Here is a 15962-nt window from a genome sequence, read left to right on the forward strand (position 1 = left end):
GTGGCGGGCGGTCCGGCCCGCCCGCCGCCGGTACACAAGACCGGTCCGGACCTCCTCCGCGAACGGGTCGACGGGCGGGCCGCGGACCGCGCGCGGGGAGTTCCCGGGTCAGTCGCCGGTCGCGCCGTCGATCCGTTCGCGGAGGAGGTCCGCGTGGCCGTTGTGGCGGGCGTACTCCTCGATCATGTGGGTGTAGATCCAGCGCAGGTTGTACGGCTCGCCGGTGGTGCGGCGCCGCCGTCCGGCGCCGAAGTCGTCCAGGGCGTGCGGCGCGGCCAGCTCTCTGGCCCGGGCGATCTCGGCCTGCCAGGTGGCATAGGCCTCGTCCCAGGTGTCGTCCGGACCGGGGTGGAAGTCCCCGTCCGGGTCGGCGTCCGTGTAGTAGACCGGCCCGGCCTTCTCGTCGGCCAGCGTATTGCGGAACCAGCCGCGCTCCACCTCGGCCATATGCCGTACGAGACCCAGCAGGCTCAGATCGGAGGGCGGTACGGAGGTCTCCCGGAGCCGGGCCTCGTCCAGCCCCGCGCATTTCACCGCCAGGGTCTCGCGGTGGTATTCGAGCCAGCCCTCCAGCATCTCGCGTTCGCCCGCGACGGTGGAGGGTTCGGTGCGCTCTGCGCGCTCAGTCGTTGTCATGACGGCCATCCTCACGTACGGGCCGGTGCCCTGGCCACGCCTTATTCACCCAGGTCGCGCCGGTTCTCCGGGCCGCCAGGAGTGTCGCGCGGGCCGCCTGGACTGTCGCGCGGGCCGCCAGAGCTGTCGCCGCTGTCGGCCAGCATGCCGCGGAGCAGCTCGTCGAATCCGCGGCGCAACGTATCCAGGGACGGTACGGCGTCGTGGTACGAGCCCACCGCGCAGGAGAACATCAGCCCCTCGCACCAGGCCACCAGCGAGAGCGCGTGCCGCTCGGGCTCCGTGGAGCCCGCCGCCCGCATCATCGCCACCAGCGGCTCGCGGAACTGCCGGCCCGCCGCGTCGTAGTAGGCGCGCAGCTCCGGCCGACGGGTGGCCTCCAGGGCCAGTTCGTAACGGCAGACGAGCAGTTCGGGATGGCGGGTCAGATAGCGGTGCAGGGCGAGCGCCAGCGCGTCGGCCGGCCCGCCCGGTGCACTCCGGGTGCTGTGACCGCCCGCGGCCCCGGGCATCTCGTCCGGCGCGAGCACCTGCGCCTCGCGCTCGGCCAGCCGTCGTACCGCCGCTTCGAGCAGGGCCTGCCGGGTCCGCGCGTGATTCGACGTCGAACCCTGCGGCAGCCCGGCCAGCTCGTCCACCGCCCGGTGAGTGAGCCCGCGCATCCCCCGCTCGGCGAGCAGGGCGAGCGCGGTGTCGGCGATCAGCCGGGCGCGGGCGGAGGGCGGGGCGCCGGTGGTGCGAGTGGGCATGCGGCCAATCTATCGCTGCCCACTGAACGAACCACTACGGCTGTAGTACGCTCATGGATTACTACATCTGTAGTTGAGTCGCGCCGCCTTCCGCCCCAGCAGATCCCTTCCGCCCCAGCAGAATCGAGAACGCCATGGACCAGCCTCGCGCCGTCGTCATCGGCGGTGGAATCGGCGGACTGACCGCGGCCGTCGCCCTGCACCAGCGGGGCTGGGCGGTCACCGTCCTCGAACGCGCCCCCGCGCTCACCCCCGTAGGCGCCGGCCTCGGCCTCACCCCCAACGCGCAGCGCGCCCTCGATGTCATCGGGCTCGGCGACACGGTCCGTTCGCTCTCCGCCTGGCAGGGCGACGGCGGCCTGCGCGCCCCCGGTGGCCGCTGGCTCTCCCGTACGAGTGCGGAGGCGGCGGCCGACCGCTTCGGCGGCCCCGTCGTCCTGGTCCACCGCGCCACGCTGATCTCCTTGCTCGCCTCCGCGCTTCCCGAAGGCGTGGTGCGTACCGGCACCGCGGCCACCCTCGCCGATCCGGGCGGGACCGGCCACAGGGCGCGGGTCACCGCCCCCGACGGTGGCGAGTGGGAGGCCGATCTCGTGGTCGGCGCCGACGGCATCGACTCCCGAGTACGCCGGGCGCTGTTCCCCGGCCACCCCGGGCCGCGGTACACCGGATTCACCACGTGGCGGCTGGTCGTACCGGCGCCCGAGCGGCCGTTCGTACCGCACGAGACCTGGGGGCGGGGGCGGCTCTGGGGTACGCAGCCGCTCAAGGACGGCCGGGTGTACGCGTACGCCATGGCGCCGGCGTCCGCCGACGCGCATGCCCCCGACGGCGAGCGGGCGGAACTCCTCAGGCTGTTCGGGGAGTGGCACGACCCCGTGCCGCGGATCATCCGGGCCGTCGACCCGGGCCAGGTACTGCGCCATGACGTCCACGAGATGAGCGTGCCGCTGCCCGCCTACCACCACGGCCGGACCGCCCTGCTCGGCGACGCCGCCCACGCGATGCAGCCCACGGTGGGCCAGGGCGGCAACCAGGCCATCGAGGACGCCGTCGTCCTCGCCCATCACGCGGGACCGGGACATGACAGCCCCGACAGCCCCGACAGCCCCGACAGCTCAGATACCTCTGATACCTCCGGCATTCCGGCGGCCCTCGCCGCGTACTCGGCCGCGAGGCTCCCCCGTACCACCGCCATCGTCCGCCAGGCCGCGCGGACCGGCCGGCTGATCGCGGTCACCTCGCCGGCCGCCACCGTCCTGCGCGACACCGCGATCGCCACCGTCTCCCGGCTGGTCCCCGGCCTGCTCCTGCGCGGCTTCGCGGGGATCGCCGACTGGCACCCGCCCCGGCGCACGTATGCTGCCGGGACAGCACACCCGTCATAACAGCACGTCAGGCAGAGGGAGGCCCCCGTGAAGGTCGGCATCATCGGGCTCGGTGACATCGCGCGGAAGGCCTACCTTCCGGTGCTCACCACCCTGCCCGGGGTCGAGCCGCATCTCCACACACGCACCCCCGCCACCCTGGCGACGACCGCCGAGACCTATCGCGTCCCGGCCGCGCACTGCCACGCCGACCTGGACTCTCTCCTCGCACAGGACCTCGACGCCGCGTTCGTCCACGCGCCGACCGCCGTGCACGCGGAGATCGCCGCCCGGCTGCTGGAGGCGGGCGTACCGACCTTTGTCGACAAGCCGATCGCGTACGAACTCGCCGACTCGGAGCGGGTGGTGGCTCTCGCCGAGGAGCGCCGTGTCAGCCTCGCCGTCGGCTTCAACCGCCGTTTCGCGCCCGGCTATGCCCAGTGCCTGGAGCATCCGCGCGAGCTGATCCTGATGCAGAAGAACCGGGTCGGCCTGCCCGAGGACCCGCGCACCTTCGTCCTCGACGACTTCATCCATGTCGTCGACACGCTGCGCTTCCTGCTCCCGGGACCCGTCGAACACACCGATGTACGGGCCCGGGTCCGCGACGGCCTGCTGCATCACGTGGTCCTTCAACTCTCCGGTGACGGCTTCACCGCGCTCGGGATCATGAACCGGATGAGCGGCTCCAACGAAGAGATCCTCGAAGTGTCCGGTCAGGACACCAAGCGGGCCGTCCACGATCTCGCGACGATCGTGGACCACAAGGGACAGCCGAGTGTGCGGCGGCGTGGCGACTGGGTGCCGGTGGCCCGCCAGCGCGGGATCGAGCAGTGCGTGCTCGCCTTCCTGGACGCCGTACGGTCCGGAACGCTGCTCAGCGCACAGGATGCGCTCCGGACTCATGAGCTGTGCGAGCGGGTGGTACGAGCAGCATGGGAGCAGGCGACGCGGGCGGCGTCCTGAACGAGCGCGCGCCGTCCGTGGCGCAGAGCGCGGCCAGTACGGCGAGAGCGGCGTAGACCGCCCAGTCGCCCAGCTCGGTGTACGGGGTCGTGCCCCGGGCCAGCGGAACGTCGAACACGCCGGCGGTGCTCCGGTCCGTACCGATCCACTCGCCGACCTGCTCCCCACCCGGCCCGAACGCCGCGCTCGCGCCCGTCAGCGTGGCGTGCACCATCGGCCGGCCGGTCTCCGCGGCCCGCAGCGCCGCCAGCGAGGCGTGCTGCTCCGGCGCCCAGCTCCCCTGGAACGTCGAGGTCGAGGACTGCGCGACCAGCATCTGCGCACCGTCCCGGACCAGTCGTCTGCTCATGTCGGGGAACGCCGACTCGAAGCAGACCAGCGGCCCGAGCCGCAGCCCGCCCCTGTCCTCGCCGTCTCCCGCGTCCCTTCTGGCCTCCCTGTCCCGGCTGTCCCTGCCGTCACGGTCTGGCAGCACCATCACCACCGGCCGGGTGCCGCGCTCGCGGTCCTCGCCCGCTGCCTTGCCCACCGAGGTGACCCAGCTCAGGGCCGCACGGGCGGGTATGTACTCGCCGAAGGGCACGAGCCGCATCTTGTCGTACGTATCGCCCGTCGGGCCGTTCGGACCGACCAGGACGGCGCGCTTGAATATCCCGTCCGTCCCCGCCGCGTCCGTGCTGCGCGCGTCGACATTGACCAGGATCTCGGCGCCGACCGCGCGGGACAGCACGGCGAGCCGCGCCGCCAGATCGGGTCTGGTCGCCAGATCGGCGGACACGCTGCTCTCGCCCCAGACCACCAGATCAAGATCCTGGCCGGCCAGGGTGCGGGTCAGGGTCTCGCCCTGCGTGAACCGGTGCTCGCGGGCGTCCGCGCCGTCGACGACGCCCGGCTGGACCACCGCGATCCGCGCCGTACCGGACCGCTCCGGCTCCGGCGCCCAGGCCCACACCGAGACCAGGGTGACCGCGCACAGCACGAGCGACACGGCGCCGGTGAGCCTGGGCCGTAGCCGGGGGACCGCGATCAGCACGGTCAGCGCGGTGTTCACCGCGACCACCAGCAGGCTCACCAGCCATACCCCGCCGACCGAGGCGAGCCGCAGGGCGGGGGCGACCTCCCACTGACTGGCGCCCAGCAGCCCCCAGGGCCCGCCCAGCCCCTGCCAGGACCTGATCAGCTCCGCCACCAGCCAGCCCGAGGGCACCACGGCGACGGCCGCCAGAGCCCGGGCCACGGACGGCGACCCGCCGAGCATCGACCGCACCAGCCATCCACAGGGCGCCCACAGCAGCCCGAGCAGGGCGGCCAGCAGCACCAGGAACACATGCAGGCTCGGTGCCAGCCAGTGATGTACGGCGATCATGAAGCCGATACCGCCCAGCCAGCCCTCCAGCGCCGCGCGCCGGCCGGTGGGAGCCGACCGTACGAGCAGCATCCAGGGCACCAGCGCGGCATACGCGAACCACCAGAGGGCCGGCTCGGGAAACGCCAGGGCAGGCAGCGAGCCCGCCACGACCGCGGCGGCGCCGCGCCACCACGGCGACGCCAGGCTCCGCCCGACCGGGCCTCGCATCCGAAGAGCCTCCTCGCCCCGCCGCTTGAGGGCTCCCGCCCCCTTCGGGTTCTCTTCCCCTGATGCACGGCGCCGAAGCGGGAGGGACGCGAGAGAAAGGCGGGTCCGGGTGAGGCCGGCCGGAGTGGACTGGTGGCGCTGCCCGTGGGAAAACCCTACCTGCGCCGCCACTTCTCATGCACGGACACCGTCCGCAGCAGCCAGCCCGTATCGCCGTGCAGCAGCCCGAACGAGCACCGCCCGCCGGCCATGGACTCCTCGCCCGACTCGTGCCGCCGCGGACTCAGATAGTCCGCCCGCACCTCGGCGCGGTCGCCCGGATATCCGTCGGGACCCTGTATCCGCAACCGCCGGTTGACGATCAGAATCTGATGCACGCTGTACGGCCGCAGCGTCCCGGCCAGCCAGTCGGCGACCTCCGCGGCCGAGCCCTCGATACCGCCTTCAGCCGTGTAGTCGGCCCGCCCGTCCGGAGTGAACAGGGCCCGGTACCCGGGCCAGTCGGCCTCGTCCACGGCCACCGCGTAATTCGTGATCACCTCATCGATGGCGAGACGGCCCATCACGGTCGCGAGATCCACGCGCTGTGTCATCGGCTCAGTCTCCGGCAGGAATCCCGTACGGCCAAGAGCCGCGCACAGAGGTCACTCGCGCGTTGCGCGGACATCATCCGTGCGGTCAGCCGCGTCCATACGCCGAGGCACGGACACGGCTTCGGCTGACCGCATTGCTCAGCTGACGGCCCTCGCCGTCACCCGGCGCGAGCAACTCCCCTTCGGCCGGATACGCTCCGAACGGAGCGACCAGTTCCCCGGCGTCCGAGGATTCGTCGGAGGCACCAACGACCCCACCGGCCTCACTCGCCTCGGCATGAAACCGACGGAGATCGAGATCGGGCGGGGCGCGCGAGGAGTTTTCCAGAACAATGGCGGATTGAGGAAATGAGTGAAGAATCGGCGCCTGAGTAAGGTTCTCCTGTCATCGGCTTCTCTGGTTATCATTGCGCTTGGGGAGGTTCTTCTTCAACTCCCGCCCGGTCCGGATTCCTGGAGGGACAGGCTGCTGGTCCTGGCGCCTGTCCCTTTTATGATATACATGATCTGGCGCCTTTTCCTGAATCCGTATGTGGTTTTTCTGGAATCTCACGCATGTGTCAACAATGCCTTTAGTAAATACTGCATCCCATATGGGATGGTTTCGAGCTGTAAAGGGAAGAGGAGTCTTCTGCTCGAAGTGGTTGGATATGGTCTAGTGCCTGTTGATGCATTTGATCCGTCCTTTGTGGGGAGAAAGAAAAGAGATCGGATTGCTGCAGAGTTCGAGCGCCGCAGTTCGGAGTCTCCTCAAGGCGAGCTTCGAGGTTCTTTCTCCAGGGTCAGTACGACGGGGTGGCCGGAATGGTCGGGGCCAGGGGTGACGTTGCTGATCTTTCTGATCGTGTTGACCGGTCATTGACGCCCGCAGGCGTATTTGCGTTCCAGGCCGGACGTGGATGAAGTCCTGAGGCGTTCCCCGGGTCGGGTGCCCGATCGAGCGTCAGTCGGCACATTCTCTGGATACGGAGATGGAATTGAGATTCAGTGTCACGCCAAAGTTGCTGACCTCGCTTCTTGAGTATTCGAACCCTGCGCAGGGCGAGCGTTACTATGCTTACGCCGATACTCCCGTTGGGAGGGTGGCCCTCGCGCGCTCCCGATCCGAGAACAGGTCGGTGGTTTCGCTGGCGAATAAACACGAAAACTGGACACTTCTCCTGGGTGGAGAAGTTGTGGTGCGGGTCGATGACATTGCAACTCCGGGGTATGTTGCAAGGAGTCGCCTACGAACAGGTGTCGATGCAACGATCTGCGGGTCACCTTGCCGAGTGCGAGCTGGTGGCTCGCTGATCCCGAGCAGAAGATTCTTTGAGATCAGGTTCCCCGATTCATCGGTCATTGCATTTCGCACAAGAGGAATCGGCGTCAGGTTGGAGGATGCGAGCGGAGAGCTCGTGGGCAAGAGGTCTGCCGGGCAATGGGAAGTCGATGGAAAGCGGTCCCCGGAATTTTTCGCCATTTGCCTGTTCGAGATGGGGTGTTTTGATTATTTCCTGTCCTCGCCCCTGTTGACCCTCTTCTAATGGAAGATGACACGGACCGTCGGCCCGCCCTCGTGTTCGTGTCCCTGTGCGTCACCAAGTAGTGGGTCCCGTCTGCGTCCGCCTCGCGTCACGTCTCCATGGGCGGGTGCACTCGCATCCCGTCTTGACGGTCCCTTGAACGACCCGCGCGGTCGTGGCGTGGGGGAGGGGCGGATTATGGCCACTTCAGGTCGGCGCTATGGCGGGAAGGTCAATGAGACTCTGCTTTCTGGTGGAGGAGCAGTACCGGTACGACGGCATGCCGCTGGAGGTGGTGGGGCGGTTGGTCTCGTGGGGGCATCGGGTGGATGTGCTGCGGCCCGGGAGTTCGCTGGTGCGGCTGGCGGAGGCGGTGCGGGCGGGGAGTCACGACGCGTGGGTGCTGAAGACCGTGTCCGGGGGGCCGGGGCTGACGTTGCTCGAAGCCGCCGCGGCCGTCGGGCTGACCACGGTCAATGACGCGCGGTCGATCCGTGGAGTGCGGGACAAGGCGCTCGCCGCGGTGGTCGGGCGCAGCCGGGGGCTTCCGATGCCGCTGACCTACGCGGCGGCCCGGCCGGAGTCGCTGGCCGAACTTCCGGACACCGAGTACCCGTTGGTCGTCAAGCCCGCCGACGGGAGTTCGGGGCGGGCGGTACGGCTGGTGCCCACGCCCGAGCGGCTGGCCGAGCTGAGGCCCGAACTGGCTGCTGAGGGAATGCTGATCGCCCAGCCGTATGTGCCCAACTCGGGGGTCGACCTCAAGGTGTACTGCGTGGGCGGCGAGTTGTACGCCACGGAGCGCTGCTCGCCCCTGCACCCCGACCGTCCGACGAGGGAGCGGCGCGTCCCTCTCTCTGCCGAGGTGGCCGAGCTGGCGGCGGAGGTCGGGGCGGTGTACGGGCTCGATCTGTACGGTCTGGACGTGCTGTTGGGGCCCGACGGTCCGGTGATCGTCGATGTCAATGACTTCCCGAGCTTCCGGCTGGTCCCGGACGCGGTGGACCGGGTCGCGCGGGCCGTCCTCCAACTGGCTCGTACGGGCGGGGCCGTACCCGGTACGGAAGAGGCTGCGGCCGGTACGGGCCGGACCAAGGCCGGTACGGACCCGACCGCGGTCGGCACGGCGGAGGTCATTCCGCTGCCCAAGCGAGGTGCCTTCAGGGCCGGTTCGCCGCTGCGTCCGACCAGAGCCGACGAGGGCCGATGAGGATCTGTCTGATCACGCCCTGGCCCGGTCATCCCCTGCTGGCCGCCACCACCGCGCTGCTGACACCCCGTCACGAGGTCGACTGGATCGATCCCGGCGCAGGGCACCCCGTACCGAGTGGTGCTTCCCTGGCCGATGTCTATCTGCTCAAGGCGCGGACACCGCGGGCGCTGGCCCTGGCCAGGTCTTTCGAGGAGCGCGGGGCGCCGGTGGTGAACTCGGCGGCGGCGACCGGGTTCTGTCAGGACCGTACGGCGATGGCCGCGCTGGCGGAGTCGGCGGGACTGCCGTTCGCGGCGACGCGGACCGTGGGCGCCCTGCGGGAGCTGGCGGCCGAGACCGGCCTCCCGTACCCACTGGTCGTCAAGAGCAGGCACAGCCGACGGCACGATCTGGTCGTCCGGCTCGACGACGCCGGATCGCTGCGCGCGCTGTGCCGGGGCGCGGAGTGGGCCGATGAGCCGGTGGTGGTGCAGCCGTTCACCGCCAACAGCGGCTGGGACCACAAGGTGTGGGTTGTCGCCGGGCAGGTCTTCGCCGCCCTGCGCCGCTCGGAGCTCGCGGATTCAGGAGTGGACTCCACGGGCGGCGGCACAGCCCGTGAGCCGGCCGTTCCGCCGCCCCTCAGCGAACTCCCCGGCGGATGGCTCGACCTCGTCCTCCGCGTCGGCTCCGTCTTCGCGCTCGACGTGTACGGGGTCGATCTCATCGACGCGGGCGATGGCGCCCCGCTGATCGTGGACATAAACGCCTTCCCCGGCATCAGGGGACAGGCAGGCGCCCCGGAGGCGCTCGCGGCCCTGGCGCTGCGGACCGCGGCAGGCGGCTCACCCGTATTACCCCGGTGAGGCCGAGGGCGCCTCGGGTGGTGTTCAGCGCCCCTCCGGTCTCAGGCGCCCCAGAGCGATACGTAATACTCACCGCATGGCTTCGCGGGTTACGAGAAGAGACGGCGCCCGGTTCGGCGGCGAGGCCGTACGGATCAGACGGGCGACCGCCCGAGACGCCAAACGGCTCACGGCGCTGGTCCGCCGCTCCCGTGCGTACGAGGGCCCGTACGCGCCGATGATCGCCGGATACCGGGTGGGGCCCGACTACATCGAGGCGCATGAGGTCTTCGTGGCCGTCGATTCGGGCGAGCGGATCCTGGGCTTCTACGCCCTCGTACTGCCGGCCGCGGGGGTCGGCCGTACCGCCGTTCCGGCTTCGGGCACAGCTTCGGTCATGCCTTCGGTTCCGCCGTCAGCTCAGGCGGAACTCGACCTGATGTTCGTGGCCGACGATGCCCAGGGGCTGGGCCTCGGCCGCCGGCTCATCGAGCATCTGAAGGGGCGGGCGGGCGAGGCCGGGCTCGACCGTGTCCGTATCGTCTCGCATCCGCCCGCCGAGGGCTTCTACCGCAGTGTGGGCGCTCGCCGTACCGGAACCGAAGCCGCGAATCCGCCCGCCATGATGTGGGACCGGCCGGAACTGGTGCTCGTCATTCCGAGAGTTGTTCCGGGGGCCGTCCCGGGAGGTGTCCCGGCGCGTGTCCCAGGGACTTCGCCGGTGCCCACGGACTGAACCAGCCGAGCCTACGCGGCCTCGTTCACCTGATCGGAGTCGCCGCGGTGTACGGCGGCGGCCCACTCCTGGAGCAACACTTCGTACGCCTCCGAGGGCCAGGTCCCGTCGGCGGCGTCGACCAGCGCGCGAATCCGCTCATTGGCCGCGACGGCGTCGGCAGCCGAGGAGCCAGTGGCACGAGTGGAGGACATATGACAAGCGTAGGGGCAAGTGCGGTACCGGGGCACCGATCAGGGCGCGTCTTTGCTCACACTGTCCGATATCGCACCCGGATCGTGGCCCGAAATCCCGCCTTGCCCCGGCTCCGCCCGATCTGCCTGAGCCGGCGCCCGGGATCGGGGCCGTGACCGCGCCCGGGGGGCGGGTCGGCCCGCCGAACGGCCGACCCGCCGGCCTCAGCCCGCCGACTCGCCCGCGTGCGGGCTGAGCGTGTCCGTACCGACCAGGGCGAGCAGCGCGATGCCGAGCAGCACTCGGTAGATCACGAACGGCATGAAGCTCTTGGTCGTAATGAACTTCATGAACCAGGCGATAACGGCATATCCCACAACGAACGCGATGATCGTGGCGAAAATCGTGGGGCCCCAGGAGACATGCCCGCCGTCGCCCGCGTCCTTCAGTTCGAACGCGCCGGAGGCCAGCACCGCCGGGATCGCGAGCAGGAACGAATAGCGCGCCGCCGCCTCGCGGGTGTACCCCATCAGCAGACCGCCGCTGATCGTCGCGCCCGAGCGCGAGACACCGGGCACCAGCGCCATCGCCTGGCAGATGCCGAAGATCAGACCGTCCCTGACGCCCAGTTCCTTGAGCGACTTGCGCTCCTTGATGGCGCGGTGCTTGCCGCCGACCTCGTCACGGGCCGCGAGTCGGTCCGCCACGCCGAGGATGACGCCCATCACGATCAGAGTGGCCGCGATCAGCCGCAGATCGCGGAACGGGCCCTCGATCTGGTCCTTGAAGGTCACCCCGAGCACACCGATCGGGATCGAGCCCACGATGACCAGCCAGCCCATCTGGGCGTCATGGTCGCTGCGCATCGCCTTGTTCGCCAGCGAGCGGAACCACGCGGAAACGATCCGGACGATGTCCTTGCGGAAGTAGATCAGGACGGCCGCCTCCGTACCGATCTGGGTGATGGCGGTGAACGCCGCTCCCGGGTCGTGCCAGCCCGCGAAGGCCGCCGTCAGCCGCAGATGCGCGCTGGACGAGATGGGCAGGAACTCGGTCAGTCCCTGGACGAGCCCGAGAACGAAAGATTCGAACCATGACATGAGGTACTACGCCATCCCAGAAATAAGTGAGCGCGCGGCAGGCGGCATCCGGTGGCATGACAATCACACAATGGGCGCGGTGATCTCATACCGGTTCGGGGCAGCGTAGCGTCTGCCGAGGACAGGACCGCTGGCAGCCCCCGGTGTGAGCCGCCCGTACCTCGCTGTTCGGGCCGTCCGGCAGCCGCTCATGACCCCTGGACCGCCCCCGGCCGCATAGGGCATTCCGCACGGTGAAAGGCCTACACATGGCGTCTCGCGGAGAGGGATAGCTCACAGGCGCGCGCTCTGCTGCTCGTTCGGCGCGCTGTCCTAACATCTGGGCATGACGGTTCTGCCTGACGACGGGCTTTCCCTGGCCGCCGAGTTCCCCGACGCGACCCGCGAGCAGTGGCAGAGCCTGGTGGCGGGCGTACTGCGCAAGACGGGTCGTGATGTCACGGGACCGGCCGCCGAGGAGGCACTGGCCACGACGCTCCAGGACGGGCTCACCACCCGTCCGCTCTACACCGCGGAGGACACGCCCGGCGACAGCGGCTATCCGGGTTTCGCGCCGTTCACCCGGGCCGGCCGGCCGGAGGGCGGTGCCGTCGCCGGCTGGGACGTACGGCAGCGCCATACGCGGCCCGATCCCGCGCGTACCAACGAGGCCGTGCTCGCCGATCTGGAGAACGGGGCCACCTCGCTGTGGCTGGGCGTGGGAGCCTCCGGAGTGCCGGTGAGCGGACTGGCCACCGCGCTCGACGGCGTCCTTCTCGACCTGGCGCCCGTCGCGCTCGACGCGGGCGACGAATTCGCTCCCGCCGCACGGGAGTTGCTGAAGCTGTACGACGAACGCGGCGTGGCACACGACCAGGCGCGCGGTACCCTCGGCGCCGACCCGGTCGCTCAACTCGCCCGTACCGGACGGGAGACGGCCGGCGCGACCGAGGAGGCGGCCGGACTCGCCGCGCTCTGCCACCGCGAGTACCCCGGTCTGCGCGCGATCTGCGTCGACGCCCTGCCGTACCACGAGGCCGGCGCCTCGGACGCGCAGGAGCTGGGCTGTGCGCTCGCCACCGGAGTCGGCTGGCTGCGTGATCTCACCGCGGCCGGACTCTCCGTCGAAGCGGCCTGCGGGCAGCTCGAATTCCGGTACGCGGCCACCGCCGACCAGTTCCTCACGATCGCCAAACTCCGTGCCGCGCGCAGGCTCTGGGCCCGGGTGGCCGAGGTCTGCGGCGCGCCCGCCGCCGGGGCGCAGCGCCAGCACGCTGTGACGTCCTCGGTGATGATGACCCGGCGCGACCCCTGGGTGAACATGCTGCGGACCACGGTCGCCGCACTGGCCGCCGGGCTCGGCGGCGCCGACGCCGTGACCGTACTGCCCTTCGACCACACCCTCGGACTGCCCGACGACTTCTCCCGCAGAATCGCACGCAACACGTCGACGATCCTGCTGGAGGAGTCGCACCTGGGGCGGGTCATCGACCCGGCGGGCGGTTCCTGGTACGTGGAGCGGCTCACCGACGACCTCGCGCACGCGGCCTGGGCCTGGTTCCAGGAGATCGAGCGCGCCGGCGGCCAACGCGCCGCCCTGCGCGACGGGTTGATCGGCGAGCGGATCTCCGCCACCTGGCGGGAGCGCTCGGAGAAGCTCGCTCGGCGGCGTGAACCCATCACCGGGGTCAGCGAGTTCCCGCAACTCGCACAGGCCCCGGTGGAGCGCGACCCGGCGCCCGAGCCGCCCGGCGGCGGACTGCCCGTCGTGCGTCGAGACGAGGCGTACGAGGCCCTCCGCGCCCGCTCCGACGCGCATCTCGCGGCCACCGGCACCCGCCCCCGGGTCTTCCTGGCGGCCCTCGGACCGGCCGCCGCGCACACCGCGCGGGCCACCTTCGCCGCCAGCCTCTTCCAGGCCGGCGGAATCGAACCGGTCCACGACCCGGTGTCGGTCGACGCGGACACCGCGGCCGAGGCCCTCACCCGCAGCGGCGCGACCGTCGCCTGCCTCTGCTCCAGCGACGCGCTCTACACCGAGCGCGCCGCGCCCGTCGCGGCGGCGCTCAAGTCCGCCGGCGCGCTGCGGGTCTTCCTCGCCGGCCGCCCCGGCGAGCACCGTGACACATATCTGGAGGCCGGAGTGGACGAGTTCGTCGTCGCGGGCGGCGACGCGGTCGCCGTCCTCACCTCCGTACTCGACCGGATGGGAGTGGCGTGATGGTGATCCCCGACTTCTCCGGGATCGGCCTGGGACCGGGTGAGAGTGCCGCGGTCACCGACGACCAGTGGCGTACGGCCGTCAAGGAGCACACCGGCCGGGCGGACGGCGAACTCGGCTGGGACACCCCCGAGGGCATCGCCGTCAAACCCCTCTACACCGCACAGGACCTGGCGGGCCTCGACTTCCTCGGCACATACCCCGGCATCGCGCCGTTCCTGCGCGGCCCGTACCCGACGATGTACGTCAACCAGCCGTGGACGATCAGGCAGTACGCGGGGTTCTCCACGGCCGAGGAGTCCAACGCCTTCTACCGGCGCAATCTCGCCGCCGGGCAGAAGGGCCTCTCCGTCGCCTTCGACCTGCCGACCCACCGCGGTTACGACAGCGACCATCCGCGGGTGACCGGCGACGTCGGGATGGCGGGCGTGGCCATCGACTCCATCTACGACATGCGGCAGCTCTTCGACGGCATCCCGCTGGACCGGATGAGCGTGTCGATGACGATGAACGGCGCGGTCCTGCCCGTACTCGCCCTCTACATCGTGGCAGCCGAGGAGCAGGGCGTGCCGCCCGAGAAGCTGGCCGGGACCATCCAGAACGACATCCTCAAGGAGTTCATGGTCCGCAACACCTATATCTATCCGCCGAAACCCTCGATGCGGATCATCTCCGACATCTTCGCGTACACCTCGCGGAAGATGCCCCGCTACAACTCGATCTCCATCTCTGGCTACCACATCCAGGAAGCGGGCGCGACCGCCGATCTGGAGCTGGCGTACACCCTCGCCGACGGGGTCGAGTATCTGTGCGCCGGACTCGGTGCCGGACTCGATGTGGACGCGTTCGCGCCCCGGCTCTCCTTCTTCTGGGCCATCGGCATGAACTTCTTCATGGAGATCGCCAAACTGCGGGCGGCGCGGCTGCTCTGGGCCAGGCTGGTCAAGAAGTTCGACCCCAAGAACCCCAAGTCGCTGTCCCTGCGCACCCATTCGCAGACCTCGGGCTGGTCGCTCACCGCGCAGGACGTCTTCAACAATGTCACTCGCACCTGTGTGGAGGCGATGGCAGCCACCCAGGGCCACACCCAGTCGCTGCACACCAACGCGCTGGACGAGGCGCTCGCGCTGCCCACCGACTTCTCGGCCCGTATCGCCCGCAACACACAGCTCCTGCTCCAGCAGGAATCGGGGACCTGCCGGGTGACCGACCCCTGGGGCGGCAGCGCGTACGTCGAGAAGCTGACGTACGACCTGGCGCGGCGCGCCTGGCAGCACATCGAGGAGGTCGAGGCGGCGGGCGGCATGGCGCAGGCCATCGACGCCGGGATCCCCAAACTGCGGGTGGAGGAGGCGGCGGCCCGTACCCAGGCGCGGATCGACTCGGGGCGGCAGCCGGTCATCGGCGTCAACAAGTACCGGGTGGAGAGCGGCTCGGACGAGCAGATCGACGTCCTCAAGGTCGACAACTCGTCGGTGCGGACCCAGCAGATCGAGAAGCTGCGGCGGCTGCGCGCCGAGCGCGACGAGCCGACGTGCCAGGACGCGCTTCGGGCGCTCACGGCGGCGGCGGAGGCGGGTTCCGGGGGCGGCACGGGCTCCGGCGCCGGCCTTGAGGGGAATCTGCTGGCGCTCGCGGTGAACGCGGCCCGCGCGATGGCCACGGTCGGTGAGATCTCCGATGCCCTGGAGAAGGTGTACGGGCGGCACTCGGGCCAGATCCGTACGATTTCCGGTGTGTACCGGAACGAGGCAGGCACCTCCCCGGCCGTCGAGCGCACCCGCGCCGCGGTCGAGGACTTCGCGGCGGCCGAGGGGCGCCGCCCGCGCATCCTGGTCGCCAAGATGGGTCAGGACGGGCACGACCGCGGCCAGAAGGTGATCGCCACGGCCTTCGCCGACCTGGGCTTCGACGTGGATGTCGGCCCGCTGTTCCAGACGCCGGCGGAGGTGGCGCGGCAGGCGGTCGAGGCGGACGCTCATATCGTCGGTGTGTCGTCGCTGGCCGCGGGGCACCTCACGCTCGTACCGGCGCTGCGCGAGGAGCTCGCGGCGGAGGGGCGGGAGGACATCATGATCGTCGTCGGCGGGGTGATTCCGCCGCAGGACATCGAGGAGCTGCGGAGGGCGGGGGCCGCGGCGGTCTTTCCGCCCGGGACGGTGATCCCGGACGCGGCGGGAGAACTGCTGAGGGCGCTGGCGGGAGCGCTGGGGCATGAGCCCGACGGCTCGGATGCCGGTGGCTCGGGTCCTGGTGCCGGTGGTGCTGCCGGTTCCGGCGGGGCGGGTGGGCCGGGCGGCTCGGGTTCCGTTGCCGGCTCGGC

Annotated in this window: 13 protein-coding genes; 7 read left to right on the plus strand and 6 right to left on the minus strand. The window is 70.4% G+C overall.

What is annotated here, in order from left to right; translation table 11 throughout:
• Window positions 1-108: 108 nt before the first annotated feature.
• Both WH07_RS15690 and WH07_RS15695 read right to left on the minus strand, forming a co-directional pair.
• Window positions 109-636 carry a DinB family protein gene (locus WH07_RS15690; RefSeq protein WP_046500514.1) on the minus strand — a complete coding sequence of 176 codons (528 nt, stop codon included), beginning with the start codon at window positions 634-636 and terminating at the stop codon, window positions 109-111.
• A gap of 41 nt (window positions 637-677) precedes the next feature.
• On the minus strand, window positions 678-1385 hold the full coding sequence (locus WH07_RS15695) for a TetR/AcrR family transcriptional regulator (protein WP_079023256.1): 708 nt from the start codon (window positions 1383-1385) through the stop codon (window positions 678-680).
• A gap of 134 nt (window positions 1386-1519) precedes the next feature.
• On the opposite strand from WH07_RS15695, the gene WH07_RS15700 reads away from it, so the two are divergent.
• Together WH07_RS15700 and WH07_RS15705 are read left to right on the plus strand one after the other, a co-directional pair.
• The gene (locus WH07_RS15700; protein WP_046500515.1) at window positions 1520-2773 is read left to right on the plus strand and encodes an FAD-dependent monooxygenase; all 1254 of its coding nucleotides are present in this window, start codon (window positions 1520-1522) and stop codon (window positions 2771-2773) included.
• Window positions 2774-2800: 27 nt separating this feature from the next.
• The gene (locus WH07_RS15705; RefSeq protein ID WP_046500516.1) at window positions 2801-3718 is read left to right on the plus strand and encodes a Gfo/Idh/MocA family protein; all 918 of its coding nucleotides are present in this window, start codon (window positions 2801-2803) and stop codon (window positions 3716-3718) included.
• Here WH07_RS15705 and lnt read toward each other — a convergent pair.
• On the minus strand, window positions 3630-5294 hold the full coding sequence (gene lnt, locus WH07_RS15710; protein ID WP_046500517.1) for an apolipoprotein N-acyltransferase: 1665 nt from the start codon (window positions 5292-5294) through the stop codon (window positions 3630-3632). The genes WH07_RS15705 and lnt overlap by 89 nt on opposite strands.
• A 155-nt stretch (window positions 5295-5449) precedes the next feature.
• Window positions 5450-5887: a nuclear transport factor 2 family protein gene (locus WH07_RS15715; protein ID WP_198533817.1), complete on the minus strand. Its 438-nt coding sequence runs from the start codon at window positions 5885-5887 to the stop codon at window positions 5450-5452.
• Between the two features lie 1740 nt (window positions 5888-7627).
• On the opposite strand from WH07_RS15715, the gene WH07_RS15720 reads away from it, so the two are divergent.
• The 3 genes from WH07_RS15720 (at window position 7628) to WH07_RS15730 (ending at window position 10165) form a co-directional block, all read left to right on the plus strand.
• Window positions 7628-8602: an ATP-grasp domain-containing protein gene (locus tag WH07_RS15720; protein ID WP_046500518.1), complete on the plus strand. Its 975-nt coding sequence runs from the start codon at window positions 7628-7630 to the stop codon at window positions 8600-8602.
• On the plus strand, window positions 8599-9450 hold the full coding sequence (locus WH07_RS15725; RefSeq protein ID WP_046500519.1) for an ATP-grasp domain-containing protein: 852 nt from the start codon (window positions 8599-8601) through the stop codon (window positions 9448-9450). Before WH07_RS15720 ends, WH07_RS15725 begins: the two co-directional genes overlap by 4 nt.
• A 76-nt stretch (window positions 9451-9526) precedes the next feature.
• Window positions 9527-10165, plus strand: coding sequence for a GNAT family N-acetyltransferase (locus WH07_RS15730; protein ID WP_046500520.1), 639 nt, complete (start codon window positions 9527-9529; stop codon window positions 10163-10165).
• A gap of 11 nt (window positions 10166-10176) precedes the next feature.
• Here WH07_RS15730 and WH07_RS15735 read toward each other — a convergent pair whose 3' ends face one another.
• Window positions 10177-10359 (minus strand): hypothetical protein, encoded by a 183-nt coding sequence (locus WH07_RS15735; RefSeq protein WP_046500521.1) that lies wholly within the window; start codon window positions 10357-10359, stop codon window positions 10177-10179.
• Window positions 10360-10563: 204 nt separating this feature from the next.
• Window positions 10564-11439, minus strand: coding sequence for an undecaprenyl-diphosphate phosphatase (locus WH07_RS15740; protein ID WP_046500522.1), 876 nt, complete (start codon window positions 11437-11439; stop codon window positions 10564-10566).
• A gap of 325 nt (window positions 11440-11764) precedes the next feature.
• Between WH07_RS15740 and WH07_RS15745 the strand changes: the two genes are divergently transcribed.
• Both WH07_RS15745 and scpA read left to right on the plus strand, forming a co-directional pair.
• Window positions 11765-13639, plus strand: a complete 1875-nt coding sequence (locus WH07_RS15745; protein ID WP_046500523.1) for a methylmalonyl-CoA mutase family protein — start codon at window positions 11765-11767, stop codon at window positions 13637-13639.
• The coding region (gene scpA / locus WH07_RS15750; RefSeq protein WP_052744398.1) for a methylmalonyl-CoA mutase at window positions 13639-15962 on the plus strand (2324 nt) is incomplete at its 3' end. The genes WH07_RS15745 and scpA, both read left to right, overlap by 1 nt.

The organism is Streptomyces odonnellii (genome assembly GCF_000981895.1).
In the GTDB taxonomy this organism is placed as follows: domain Bacteria; phylum Actinomycetota; class Actinomycetes; order Streptomycetales; family Streptomycetaceae; genus Streptomyces; species Streptomyces odonnellii.

Coding starts and splice junctions, on each gene's coding strand:
- WH07_RS15690 (WP_046500514.1), bottom strand. CDS start 636: ATGACAACGACTGAGCGCGCAGAGCGCACCGAACCCTCCACCGTCGCG.
- WH07_RS15695 (WP_079023256.1), bottom strand. CDS start 1,385: ATGCCCACTCGCACCACCGGCGCCCCGCCCTCCGCCCGCGCCCGGCTG.
- WH07_RS15700 (WP_046500515.1), top strand. CDS start 1,520: ATGGACCAGCCTCGCGCCGTCGTCATCGGCGGTGGAATCGGCGGACTG.
- lnt (WP_046500517.1), bottom strand. CDS start 5,294: ATGCGAGGCCCGGTCGGGCGGAGCCTGGCGTCGCCGTGGTGGCGCGGC.
- WH07_RS15715 (WP_198533817.1), bottom strand. CDS start 5,887: ATGACACAGCGCGTGGATCTCGCGACCGTGATGGGCCGTCTCGCCATC.
- WH07_RS15720 (WP_046500518.1), top strand. CDS start 7,628: ATGAGACTCTGCTTTCTGGTGGAGGAGCAGTACCGGTACGACGGCATG.
- WH07_RS15725 (WP_046500519.1), top strand. CDS start 8,599: ATGAGGATCTGTCTGATCACGCCCTGGCCCGGTCATCCCCTGCTGGCC.
- WH07_RS15730 (WP_046500520.1), top strand. CDS start 9,527: ATGGCTTCGCGGGTTACGAGAAGAGACGGCGCCCGGTTCGGCGGCGAG.
- WH07_RS15735 (WP_046500521.1), bottom strand. CDS start 10,359: ATGTCCTCCACTCGTGCCACTGGCTCCTCGGCTGCCGACGCCGTCGCG.
- WH07_RS15740 (WP_046500522.1), bottom strand. CDS start 11,439: ATGTCATGGTTCGAATCTTTCGTTCTCGGGCTCGTCCAGGGACTGACC.
- WH07_RS15745 (WP_046500523.1), top strand. CDS start 11,765: ATGACGGTTCTGCCTGACGACGGGCTTTCCCTGGCCGCCGAGTTCCCC.